This is a genomic window from Mycolicibacterium sp. TUM20985 (assembly GCF_030295745.1).
Lineage (GTDB): Bacteria > Actinomycetota > Actinomycetes > Mycobacteriales > Mycobacteriaceae > Mycobacterium.
Genome location: NZ_AP027291.1, coordinates 2,758,359 through 2,770,347, shown reverse-complemented (window position 1 = coordinate 2,770,347; position 11,989 = coordinate 2,758,359). Strand labels below are relative to the sequence as shown.

Below are 11,989 nucleotides of genomic sequence, written 5' to 3'. Positions count from 1 at the left end.
TCGTAGAAGCCACCTCTGAAGGAGTTGCCGTGACGGATCCACAGCGCACGCTGATTGCCGTACTGCTCGACCGGTCGGGTTCGATGGAGAGCATCAAGGCCGATACCGAGGGTGGTTTCAACGCGTTCATCGCCGAGCAGGCCGAGCAGCCGGGGGAGGCCACGGTCACGCTGGCGCAGTTCGACACGCACTACGAGGTGGTCTACGCAGACCGCCCGATCGCCGACGTGCCGCCGTTGCAGTTGCAACCACGCGGCGCCACCGCGTTGTACGACGGGGTCGGCCGGTTGATCACCGACGTCGGCGCCGAGCTGGCGGCACGGCCCGAGGACCAGCGCCCCGGCCACGTGATCGTCGTCGTCATGACCGACGGTCACGAGAACTCGAGCGTCGAGTGGACGCACGAGGCCGTCAGCGCCGCGATCAAGCGCCAGGAGGGCGAGTACTCCTGGTACTTCGTGTTCCTGGGCGCCAACATGGACGCCGTCGCGGTCGGCGCCCGGATGGGGTTCGCGGCCGACCGGTCGATGACCTACGAGGCGAGTGACACCGGCGTGGCCTCGGCGATGGCGGCGACCACCGGCTACGTGTCCCGGCAGCGTGGCGTGGCGCCCGGTAAGGCGGCCCCCGGCTTCTCGGACGCGGACCGGGTGGGCGCGAAGGGCACTCGCCGGTGACGGCGGCGCCGAGCAGCGGTCGATCGGTCGAGGCGCCGATCGTCGAGACCGCCTACGGACGCGTCCGCGGGGTCGACGACGGCGGGGTCAAGTCATGGCGCGGCGTCCGTTACGCGGCACCACCCGTCGCCGATCTGCGATGGCGCGCGCCGCGCCCGCCGGATCCCTGGACCGACGTCGCCGACGCCACCCGCGTCGGGCCGGCCTGCCATCAGCCGACCGACCCGCGCATCCCGATCGACCTCGGCGCGCCGCAGGGCGACGACTCGCTGACGCTGAACGTGTGGGCGTCGTCGGACACCGAGGCCGGCGCGGGCAAGCCCGTGATGGTGTGGGTACACGGTGGCGCGTACGTGCTGGGGTCCTCGGCGCAGTCGCTGTACCGCGGACGCGTGTTGGCGAGCAGCGGGAACGCCGTGATCGTGACGGTGAACTACCGGCTCGGGGCGTTCGGCTTCCTGGACCTGTCGTCGTTCAGCACCGACCGCACCCGCTTCGAGAGCAACCTCGGCCTTCGCGACGTGTTGTTCGCGCTGCAGTGGGTGCGAGACAACATCACCGCCTTCGGGGGCGACCCCGCCAGGGTGACGCTGTTCGGCGAGTCCGCGGGCGCGGGCATCGTCACGACGCTGCTGGCAAGTCCGGCCGCGTCCGGTCTGTTCTCCGCGGCCATCGCGCAGAGTTCGCCCGCGACGTCGGTCTACGACGCCAGCCGCTCCAGGCGCATCGCCGAGGAATTCCTCGACACCCTCGGGGTGAGAGAAGACGAGGCGGACCGCCTGCCCGCCGCCCCGATGGGCCAGCTGCTGATCGCCTCCAAGCGCCTGTTCGACGAGGTGCCGGTGCGCACGCCAGGAACGCTGGCGTACGCGCCGATCGTCGACGGGGATCTGGTTCCCGACTATCCCGTGGCGGTCGCGCGCGCGGGCGGCACGCATCCGGTGCCCCTGATCATCGGCACCAACAAGCACGAGGCGGCCCTGTTCCGCTTCATGAAGTCGCCGCTGATGCCCATCACCCCGCCCGCGATCAAGGCCATGTTCGACGGGATCGCCGCCGAGCAACCCGGGTTGCAGCTGCCCAGCGAAGCGGATCTAGTGACGGCCTACCGCGGCCGGGGCAAGACACCCGGCATGGGCGTCGCCCGCGACATCGGCTTCCGGATGCCGACCATCTGGTTCGCGGAGGGCCACGCCAAGGCCGCCCCCGTCTATACCTACCGGTTCGACTGGGCGACACCGATGTTGCGCCTGCTGCGGCTCGGCGCCGCGCATGCCACCGAACTGCCCTACGTCTGGGGCAATCTCGTCGCAGGACCGAAGGACCCGACGTTCAAGCTGGGCGGGCTCAAGGTCGGGGCGGCACTGTCGGAACGGATCCGCACCCGCTGGGTCAACTTCGCCGCGACCGGTGAGCCCACCGGCCTGCCGGGGGAGCCACACTGGCGGCGCTACCGCGACGAGGACCGGGCCACGCTGCTGCTCGACAAGCAGGACGTCGTGGTCGAGGATGCCGACCGCCAGCTGCGGGCGGCGTGGGGGAACGACGTACTGAGCTTCCGCTAGGCGGCAGCTGGTTAAGATCGCCTCTCGAGAAGGAGGTGTGGGCGTGCACTGGTGGGACGGCATTCGCGGCTTCCTGGACGTCTTGCCGCCGCAGCTGCGGGATCCCGTGCTGTTCGCGATCCCCTTCTTCCTGCTGCTACTCGTCGTCGAGTGGACCGCGGCGCGGACGCTCGACCGCCTAGCCGACGACCGCGCGCCGTCGGGGGCCTATCTGCGGCGCGACGCCTGGACCAGCATCTCGATGGGGTTGGTGTCGGTCGCGACCACGGGCGCCTGGAAGGCTCTCGCGCTGGTCGGCTATGCCGCGATCTACGCCTACCTCGCGCCGTGGCACCTCCCGTCGACCGCCTGGTACACCTGGGTCATCGCCATAGTCGGCGTCGACCTCCTCTTCTACGCCTATCACCGCATCGCGCACCGCGTCCGGCTGGTGTGGGCGACGCATCAGGCACACCACTCCAGTCAGTACTTCAACTTCGCCACCGCGCTGCGCCAGAAGTGGAACAACAGCGGAGAGATCCTGATTTGGATTCCCTTGCCGCTGTTGGGCATTCCGCCGTGGATGGTGTTCGCCAGCTTCTCGCTCAACCTCATCTACCAGTTTTGGGTGCACACCGAACGCATCGGCAGGATGTGGCGCCCCATCGAATACGTCTTCAACACTCCGTCACATCACCGCGTGCACCACGGCATGGACCCCGAGTACCTCGACAAGAACTACGGGGGCATCCTCATCCTCTGGGATCGTCTGTTCGGGACCTATCGCGACGAGCTGTTTCGGCCGCACTACGGACTGACCAAGCAGGTCTCGACCTATGACGTCTGGAAGTTGCAGACCCACGAATACGTGGCCATCGCCCGCGACGTCCGGCAGGCGAGCCGGTGGCGCGACCGCGCCGGCTACGTCTTCGGCCCGCCGGGCTGGGCTCCGCGACGCCCGGCGCCGGCCAATCTCACCGCCGCCGCACCTGGGTAGGGTCGGCAGGGTGGAAACCGTCTTCGATCGTCCCGTCGATCCCGCGCTGGTCGAACGGTCCCTTGCGGCGAGCGCCTTCGGCTCGATGTGGCTCGACGTCGAGGAGTCCCACCGGCCGGATCATCCGAAGCTGACCCAGGCCCGCAGCTGCGACCTCCTGGTGGTCGGTGGCGGCTATGCCGGACTGTGGACCGCACTGCATGCCGCCCGGCGCGATCCGGACCAACGCATCGTGTTGATCGACGCCCACCGCATCGGGTGGGCGGCGTCCGGCCGCAACGGGGGCTTCGTCGAAGCCAGCCTGACCCACGGCAAGGAGAACGGAAAGACGCGCTGGCCCAAGGAGATCGAGCAGCTCGACGCGATGGGCCTGGAGAACCTGGACGGTATGCAGGCCGAGATCGAGGAGCTCGGCCTCGACGTCCAGTGGCAACGGACCGGGATGCTGGGCGTCGCGACGGAGCCCCATCAGGTCGCCTGGCTGAAGGAGTCGGCGGCCGAGGGTGAGGGTCGATTCTTCGACGAGGCCGAAATCCGCGCCGAGGTGCACTCGCCGACGTTCCTCGCCGGGCTGCAACACGCCGACACGTGCGCGATCGTGCACCCCGCGAAGCTGGCACTCGAGTTGGCCCGCGCGTGCACCGAGGCCGGCGTCAGCATCTACGAGCACACCAACGCGCGGTCGTTGAACTCGGGCACGGCGTCGATTCACGTCGACACCACCGATGCCGTCATCACGGCCAAGCGCGTCGTGCTGGCGACCAATGTATTCCCGCACCTATTGCGCCGCAACACGTTCCACACAATCCCGGTCTACGACTACGTACTGTCCACCGAGCCGCTGACCGACGCCCAAGTGGACAGCATTGGATGGCGCAACCGTCAGGGAATCGGCGACTCCGCCAACCAGTTTCACTACTACCGCATGACCGAGGACAACCGCATCGTCTTCGGCGGCTACGACGCGATCTACCACTTCGGCCGCAAGGTCGACGCCGGCTACGAGGATCGGCCCGAGAGTTACCGCAGGCTCGCCGCGCACTTCTTCATCACCTTCCCCCAGCTCGAGGACGTCCGGTTCAGCCACAAATGGGCGGGCCCGATCGACACCAACACCCGGTTCTGTGCGCACTGGGGGCTCGCCCGCGAGGGCCGGGTGGCCTACGTCAATGGCTTCACCGGCCTCGGCGTGGGCGCAGCGCGGTTTGCCGCAGACGTCTGCCTCGACCTGCTCGGCGGTGTGCCGACACCGCGGACGGAGCTGGAGATGGTGCGCCGGAAGCCGCTTCCATTCCCGCCTGAGCCGTTTGCCAGTGTCGGCATCCAAGCGACGCGGTGGTCCCTCGACCGCGCCGATCACTCCGCCGGCCACCGCAACGTGCTCCTCCGCACGCTCGACGCCCTCGGTCTCGGGTTCGACTCCTAAGTCGTCGTCGGCACGCAACCGACTGTTCGACAAGCGTTTTCATCGCACCAAGCCGAACGCCCTCCGCGGCGCACGGCGGCCAGTAGGCTGCCCCGTGCCAAACGAGGAAAGGTACACGATCGTGGGAGACAGACTTCACAACGGTGAGAAGTTGGAGGTGGGTCAGGCGTTGACGTCCGAGAACGGGGCGTACCGGCTGATCCTGCAGGACGACGGAAACATGGTGCTCTACGCCGGCGCCGAATCCGTCTGGTCGACGGGAACCAACGGGAAGAACGTGGTCCGTGCCGAGGTGCAGAGCGACGGCAACTTCGTTCTCTACACCCCCAAGGATCCGGTGTGGGCCAGCCAGACCAAGGGCGCCAAGGACGTTCGTCTAGTCCTGCAGAACGATCGCAACCTCGTGCTGTACGGGTTCGACGGGCCGGCGTGGTCGTCCGACACCAAGACCGACGAGGTGCCCGCGTCTCCGCCACCGGTCACCGACGCACCGGCCGAAGCCGAGGTGGTGCCCGCCGCGGTCACCCAGGACGCGCCTCCGGCGGTGGCTCCTCCGGCACCGCCGCCCCCGCCACCACCACCACCGCCGCCGCCTGCCGCCCGGACCTACACCGTGGTGTCGGGTGACACGTTGTGGGCCATCGCGGAACGGTTCTACGGTGACGGCAACAGGTACCACGACATCGCCTCCGCGAGCGGCATCGCCAACCCCGATCTGATCCATCCCGGTCAGGTTGTAACGATTCCGTAGCATCGCGACGATTCCGTAGTCGAAGGCAGACGAGGCGGCTCGCACCTTTGGGTGCGGGCCGCCTTTGCTCTCGGTACGCTCGACATTCGCCCTTCTAGCGATCGGAGACGACGTTGCGCCGAACACCCTTGCGCGCGGTCGTGCTGGCAGCCGCTTCGATCGCCGTACTGAGTTCCGCGCCTGCGCACGCCGCGCCGGGCGTCGTGGTCCATCCGGGCATGGAGATTCGCCAGGACACCAACAAGTGCACGCTCGCGTACGTCGACGTCGCGACCAGGACCGGTTACACGGCCGGGCACTGCCGCGGGAGTGGGTCCGTCGGTGACAAGGACGGCAACGTCGTCGGTCGGCAAACCGTCTTCCGCGACAACACCCCCGACGGCGCAACCGTCTCCACCGATCACGACATCTCCGACTGGGAGGCCATCGCCCTGGCCCCCGACGTGCAGATCAACGACGTCCTGCCCAGCGGGAGGTCCCTGTCCTTCGACCCGGCGATCGTGCCCCGACAGGGTCAACGCGTGTGCCACTTCGGCGTAGTGACCGGTGAGAGCTGTGGCACTGTGGAGGCCGTCAACAACGGGTGGTTCACGATGGCCAACGGCGTCGTCAGCCAGAAGGGTGATTCGGGTGGCCCCGTCTACGTGCTCACCGATGACGGGCGCGCCGTCATCATCGGGATGTTCAACAGCACGTGGGGGCAGTACCCCGCCGCCGTCACGTGGTCCAAGACCGATCAGCAGATCCGCGAAGAGGTCATCAGCGCCTCCGCCGGGATCGCCTCCGCTGCGCCCGCACCGGGAGCCCCGCCGCCGGCCTGACCGCTGATGCGCTATCGGCTCTATTCGTGGTTCGCCTGGTTCGCCCCGGGGGAGCCGTGGACCGTTCGCCGGGTCATGATCGCCGTGTTGGCGTCGATCGGCATCCTGGCCATGGTCAGCACCCTCGTCGTCGGCGTCGCGATGGCCTTCATGATGAAGGACCAGGGCCGGGTCCCGCAGCGCACTCCCACCATGCCGACGACCGTGACCCCGCCGGTGCTCGGGATACCGCTTGCCGTGCGGCCCGTGGTGGAGGTACCGCTGGTCGCCAATCCCGAGGACTGCCCGCCCGTTCCACCGCCGACGCCGCCGGAGGCGCCCATTCGGGCGTGTGACGTCGACCGTGCCGCGGTGTACCAGCTCGGTCCAGTTGCCTTGTCGCTCAATCTGACCGGGGCCACCGAGACGAAGCTTCCGACGGGCGACTTCCACACCGTGCAAATGTCGATGACCGCCGGGTCGAGCGCCGACTTCGCGAGGTACACCGCCGCCAACGTCGGCAAGCAGCTGGCCTTCGTCCGCAACGGGGTGGTGCTGGCCGCACCGGCGATCAGCCAGGCCATCGACGGCCAGTCGATCCAGATCTCCGGTGAGCTCGGCGCCGCCACCGCTGCCACGATCGTGCAGATGTTGCGCGGCGGCGCCTGACGGGCGGACCGTCACACCAGTTCGAACACCGGGATCGACGGCGCCACGGCGCGGACCTGCGCGTCGGTGGACTCGGGCGTCAGGCCGCCGACGTGCCCCTTGACCTCCCAGTACCAACGCTGGAGGTAGCGCGTGAGGAGTTCGGGCTTGTCGTCGTCGGCGACCTCGCTGATGCTCACTTCGCGCGAACGCCACCGCGGACCGATCTCTACTCGGCCAGCGGCCCTGGCGTTGCGGGCCCACTGTGTGTTGCCGCGTGGGGACACCACGAAGTCCCGGCCGTCGACGGTCATCAGGTTGATCACCACCGCGCGAAGGGTTCCAGTCTTGCGGCCGCGGACGCGCAGCGCGCACGACCCGGCGATGCTGAGCCCCGCCTCGGCGAGCCATCGAAGGATCGCGTTGGCAGCCTGGGCGAGGTCGTTCGGCTCGTCGTAGCGGATGGTGGTCATATCGGCTCCTCGATCGTGAAGAATAAAGTGAGCAGTGCTCTCGTTGAGCGTGGCACGAAGTCGCGCACAAAGCAAGAGCATCGCTCTCGTTTTGTGCGACACTGAGCGCATGGGCAAACGGCAGGAGACCCGCGACCGCATCGAACGGGACATCATCGAGGTCGGCCGCCGGCATCTGGTGACCGACGGGGCGGCCGGATTGTCGTTGCGGGCGATCGCCCGCGACCTCGGCATGGTGTCGTCGGCGGTGTATCGCTACGTGGCGAGCCGCGACGAGCTCCTGACGTTGCTGATCGTCGATGCGTACACCGACCTCGCGGACACGGTCGACCGGGCCGCGGCGGGCGCGACCGACGACTGGCGCGACCGACTGCTCGAGATTGCGCGCGCGGCGCGCCGGTGGGCCGTCGAGCAGCCGGCGAGCTGGGCGCTGATGTACGGCAGTCCCGTGCCCGGTTACCACGCCCCCGCCGAGCTCACGGTCGGCCCCGGCACGCGCGTGGTGGCCGCACTGTTCGCGGTGGTGGCCGCCGGCGTCGAGGCTGGCGAGGTGCCCGACGGGGGCCCCACCCCGTCTCGATCGACCGCAGCCGACTTCGACGGCCTCCGAACCGAATTCGCGTTCGACGGCGGGGACGCCACGGTGTTGAAGTGCTTCCTGCTGTGGTCGACGATGCTCGGGGCGATCAGCCTCGAGGTGTTCGGTCAGTACGGCGCCGACACCCTGTCGGACCCCGCCGACGTCTTCGACGGACAGATCCAGCTCCTCATCACCGCCCTGGCCGCGAACTAGAACACGTTCTAGCCAGCGGTCCCCGACGGGGATATCCTTCTGAGCGATGCCTGACCAGACACCTGTCCAGATTGCCTGGGTGACGCGAGACCTCGACGCCACCCAATCGGCGCTGACCCGCTTGATGGGCGCCAAGAAGTGGGTGCGCATGCCCGACGTCCACTTCGGCCCCGACACCTGCACACATCGCGGGCGGCCCGCCGACTTCGTCGCCAACGTCTCGCTCTCCTACGCCGGGGACACCCAGCTCGAGGTCATCGAGCCGGTCCGCGGCGAGAGCGTCTACGCCGAGTTCCTCGACACTGCGGGCCCGGGACTGCACCACGTCTGCATCGAGGCCGCCGACGTGGAGACCTTCGAGGCCATGGTGCGCGACGCCGAACGGGACGGTGCGCCGGTGCTCTCGCAGGGCGTCATGCCGGGCGGGATGCGCTTCGCCTACGTCTCCGCAGCGGACGCCGGCGTGCCCTGCCTCGAGATCGCGTACGTCCCGCCGGACATCCGAACCTTCTTCGACTACATCAAACAGGAGCAAGCGTGAGCACTCAGATTCCGAGCACCCTCGCCGCCGCCGACGTCGCGGAGTGGTCCGACGAGGTCGACGTCGTCATCGTCGGTTTCGGCATCGCCGGCGGATGCGCCGCGGTCAGCGCTGCCGCTGCCGGCGCGCGTGTGATCCTTCTCGAGCGTGCGGCCGCCGCTGGAGGTACCACGTCGATGGCCGGCGGACACTTCTACCTGGGCGGTGGCACCGAGGTACAGAAGGCCACCGGCCACGAGGACACGGCGGACGAGATGTACTCCTACCTCGTCGCGGTATCGCGCGAACCGGAGTTCGACAAGATCCGGGCCTACTCCGACGGCAGCGTCGAGCACTTCACGTGGTTGGAGGACTTGGGCTTTCAGTTCGAGCGCAGCTACTACCCGCACAAGGCCGTGATCCAGCCCAACACCGAGGGGCTGATGTTCACCGGCAACGAGAAGGTGTGGCCATACAAGAACGAGGCCGTGCCTGCGCCGCGCGGTCACAAGGTGCCGGTGCCCGGTGACACTCAGGGCGCCAGCATGGTCGTCGACCTCCTCGTCAAGCGGGCTGCCGAGCTCGGCGTGGACGTCCGCTACGAGACCGGTGCCGCAGGCCTGGTAGTCGAGGACGACGCCGTCGTCGGCGTCGCGTGGAAGCGGTTCGAGGACACCGGATTCATTCGCGCCAAGGCCGTCGTCATCGCGGCGGGCGGCTTCGTGATGAACCCGGACATGGTCGCCACCTACACCCCGAAGCTCGCCGAGAAGCCGTTCGTGCTCGGCAACACCTACGACGACGGCCTCGGCATCCGGCTCGGGGTGTCGGCCGGTGGCGCCACCAAGCACATGGACCAGATCTTCATCACCGCACCGCCGTACCCGCCCGCCATCCTGCTCACCGGCATCATCGTCAACAAGAACGGTGAACGGTTCGTCACCGAGGACTCCTACCATTCGCGCACAGCGGGTTTCGTGATGGACCAGCCGGACAGCGCAGCGTTCCTCATCGTCGACGAGGACCATCTGGAACGTCCCGAGGTGCCGCTGATCCCTCTGATCGACGGCTGGGAGACCGTCGAGGAGATGGAGGCCGCTCTGGGCATCCCCACCGGCAACCTGGTCGCGACGCTCGACCGCTACAACACCTACGCCGCCAAGGGTGAGGACCCCGACTTCCACAAGCAGCCGGAATTCCTTGCGCCCCAGGACAAGGGGCCATGGGGCGCTTTCGACCTCACGCTGGGCAAGGCGATGTACGCCGGCTTCACGATGGGCGGGCTCGCGACGACCGTCGACGGTGAAGTGCTCCGCGAGGACGGCAGCGTCGTCGCCGGGCTCTACGCGGCAGGCGCGTGTGCGTCCAACATCGCCCAGGACGGCAAGGGGTACTCCAGCGGCACCCAACTCGGCGAGGGGTCGTTCTTCGGACGGCGAGCGGGAACGCACGCCGCGGCCCGCTAAGCCGTTGGGGCCAAGCGCCACCGACCGGCCCCGAGCAGTTCCAGCCGGGCGTCGTGATGCTGCTCGACGGTGCTGCGGTGGCTCACGCTGACCACGATGCAGTCCGGCAATTTCTCGCGCAGCGTCCGGTAGAGCGCGAACTCCTGACCTTCGTCGAGCGCCGACGTGGACTCATCGAGGAAGACCGCCCGAGGCGCGTTGAGCAGGACCCGCGCGAATGCCACGCGCTGCTGTTCGCCCGGCGACAGCACCTTGCTCCAGTCCGTCGTCTCGTCCAGCCGAGAACCGAGATGGCCGAGCGCGACGGTGTCCAGTGCCGAACGAATATCGCTGTCGCCGAACGATTCCGACGTCGCGGGGTAGCAGACGACGGTCCGCAGGTCACCCAGCGGAGCGTAGGGCAGCTGCGGCAAGAACATCGTCGCGTCGTCGGCGGGATAGCGGGCGGTGCCCGAGGTGTAGGGCCACATCTGGGCCAGGCTGCGCAGCAGGGTGGTCTTGCCGGTGCCCGACCGGCCGGTGATCACCAGCGACCCGCCGGCCGCCAGTCGCACCGCGAGGCCATCGATCAGCGGGTCACCGGCGGGGGAGCGCACGCTCACGTCGTCGATCTCCACGGCGCCACCCACACTGTCGCCCACCGCGAGTTGGCTTAGCGCCCTTGCCTGTTCGTTGGCGCTGAGGAGTCCGTCCAGCCGGATGATCGTTGCGCGGTAGCTGGCGAACGAGTCGTACACCGCCCGGAAGAACGACAACGATGCCTGCACCGAGCGGAAGGCACTCGACGACTGACTGACGTCACCCAGGTTGATCTCACCGGCGAACAGCCGAGGCGCCTGGACGATGAGCGGGAGCGGATCGACGATCTGGCTCATCGCCTTGTTCCAGCCGAGGAAGGCCACCCCCCGCCACACCAGCGCCCGGTAGTTGACGATGATCCTGGCGAACCGGTCCGACAACCCGATGCACTCGACGCGTTCACCGCGCGAGAAGCCGACCGCCTCGGCGGCATCACGCACGCGCACCAGGGCATAACGGAACGCGGCATTGGTCATCTCGTTGCGAAAGCTGAGCCGGATGATGGGGCGGCCGATCCAGAACGACACCGCGGTCGCAAAGGCCACGAAGAGCAACACGATCCAGAACAGGGCCTTGGGCACCGTGACCCCGAAGAAGGTCAACGGGCCGGACAGGTTCCACAGGATCGGAGTGAACGCGACCACGGACACGATCGAGTACACCGCACCGAACAGCAACGTCGTGGACGTCCCGACGGTCGGGGTGTTCGTCTCGGGCCCCGTCCCGGTGGTGAACACGTCGATGTCCTGCTGGATGCGTTGATCCGGGTTGTCGATCGGGGTGTCGATGAACCGCCCGCGGTAGTAGGCCCGCCCGTCGAACCAGTCGCTCGTCAACCGGTCGGTCAGCCACACGCGCCACCGAATGATGAAGAACTGCATCAGATACAGGTCCAGCAGCGTCTGGGCGAGGTAGGTGACCACCAGCAGGCCGAAGACGAGGATCGAGAACCAGAAGCCGCGAATGCCGGAGTCACGCACCGCCTCGTTGCCCGCGCTGGCGCCCTCGAACGCGACCTGCAGTGCGGAGTACTGATCGTTGCCGTAATAGCTGAACAGCACGTCCATCCGTACCGAGAACATCACCGACAGCAGCAGCACACCCACTAGGACCCACACCGGGATGCTCTGTCGCCCAACGAAGTACGGGCCGGTGATGCGCCAGTACTGGCGACCCCACGTGGTGAACCGGGCGATCAGCGCCAGGACCGCGAGCATGGCGACCGCGCTGATCAGCCAGGCCTTGGCCACCCAGAACAGTGACGCGAGGACCTCGTTGCCCCAGTCGAGCGACGGGGTGAACATCTCCATGCGGG

General features: G+C 68.0%; 12 protein-coding genes. 10 read left to right on the top strand and 2 right to left on the bottom strand.

Annotated elements, in window-relative coordinates; genetic code table 11:
• Window positions 1–29 precede the first annotated feature (29 nt).
• The 7 genes from QUE68_RS13625 to QUE68_RS13595 all read left to right on the top strand — a co-directional run bounded on the left by QUE68_RS13625 (window position 30) and on the right by QUE68_RS13595 (window position 6,864).
• On the top strand, window positions 30–677 hold the full coding sequence (locus QUE68_RS13625; protein ID WP_286275694.1) for a vWA domain-containing protein: 648 nt from the start codon (window positions 30–32) through the stop codon (window positions 675–677).
• Window positions 674–2,242, top strand: coding sequence for a carboxylesterase/lipase family protein (locus QUE68_RS13620; RefSeq protein WP_286275693.1), 1,569 nt, complete (start codon window positions 674–676; stop codon window positions 2,240–2,242). The genes QUE68_RS13625 and QUE68_RS13620 overlap by 4 nt, the downstream gene beginning before the upstream one ends.
• Window positions 2,243–2,285: 43 nt before the next feature.
• Window positions 2,286–3,218: a sterol desaturase family protein gene (locus tag QUE68_RS13615; RefSeq protein WP_286275692.1), complete on the top strand. Its 933-nt coding sequence runs from the start codon at window positions 2,286–2,288 to the stop codon at window positions 3,216–3,218.
• 10 nt (window positions 3,219–3,228) lie between these two features.
• Window positions 3,229–4,644: an NAD(P)/FAD-dependent oxidoreductase gene (locus tag QUE68_RS13610; RefSeq protein ID WP_284226650.1), complete on the top strand. Its 1,416-nt coding sequence runs from the start codon at window positions 3,229–3,231 to the stop codon at window positions 4,642–4,644.
• A gap of 121 nt (window positions 4,645–4,765) precedes the next feature.
• Window positions 4,766–5,395, top strand: coding sequence for a LysM peptidoglycan-binding domain-containing protein (locus QUE68_RS13605; protein ID WP_286275691.1), 630 nt, complete (start codon window positions 4,766–4,768; stop codon window positions 5,393–5,395).
• 113 nt (window positions 5,396–5,508) lie between these two features.
• Window positions 5,509–6,216 (top strand): Rv1815 family serine proteinase, encoded by a 708-nt coding sequence (locus QUE68_RS13600; RefSeq protein WP_286275690.1) that lies wholly within the window; start codon window positions 5,509–5,511, stop codon window positions 6,214–6,216.
• Between the two features lie 6 nt (window positions 6,217–6,222).
• Window positions 6,223–6,864: a SecDF P1 head subdomain-containing protein gene (locus tag QUE68_RS13595; protein WP_286275689.1), complete on the top strand. Its 642-nt coding sequence runs from the start codon at window positions 6,223–6,225 to the stop codon at window positions 6,862–6,864.
• Between the two features lie 11 nt (window positions 6,865–6,875).
• On the opposite strand, the gene QUE68_RS13590 is transcribed toward QUE68_RS13595, so the two are convergent.
• Entirely contained in the window at window positions 6,876–7,316 is a 441-nt protein-coding gene (locus QUE68_RS13590; protein ID WP_286275688.1) for a nitroreductase/quinone reductase family protein, read from the bottom strand.
• Between the two features lie 109 nt (window positions 7,317–7,425).
• On the opposite strand from QUE68_RS13590, the gene QUE68_RS13585 reads away from it, so the two are divergent.
• From QUE68_RS13585 to QUE68_RS13575, 3 genes are read left to right on the top strand one after another with little or no spacing between them, the layout of a single operon-like run.
• Complete coding sequence (locus QUE68_RS13585; protein ID WP_284226642.1) at window positions 7,426–8,109, top strand: TetR/AcrR family transcriptional regulator; 684 nt, start codon at window positions 7,426–7,428, stop codon at window positions 8,107–8,109.
• 46 nt (window positions 8,110–8,155) lie between these two features.
• On the top strand, window positions 8,156–8,650 hold the full coding sequence (locus QUE68_RS13580; protein ID WP_284226641.1) for a VOC family protein: 495 nt from the start codon (window positions 8,156–8,158) through the stop codon (window positions 8,648–8,650).
• Window positions 8,647–10,095, top strand: a complete 1,449-nt coding sequence (locus QUE68_RS13575; protein WP_284226640.1) for an FAD-binding protein — start codon at window positions 8,647–8,649, stop codon at window positions 10,093–10,095. The genes QUE68_RS13580 and QUE68_RS13575 overlap by 4 nt, the downstream gene beginning before the upstream one ends.
• On the opposite strand, the gene QUE68_RS13570 is transcribed toward QUE68_RS13575, so the two are convergent.
• Window positions 10,092–11,984 carry an ABC transporter ATP-binding protein/permease gene (locus QUE68_RS13570; protein WP_284236069.1) on the bottom strand — a complete coding sequence of 631 codons (1,893 nt, stop codon included), beginning with the start codon at window positions 11,982–11,984 and terminating at the stop codon, window positions 10,092–10,094. The two genes, QUE68_RS13575 and QUE68_RS13570, sit on opposite strands and share 4 nt — an antisense overlap.
• Window positions 11,985–11,989 lie beyond the last annotated feature (5 nt).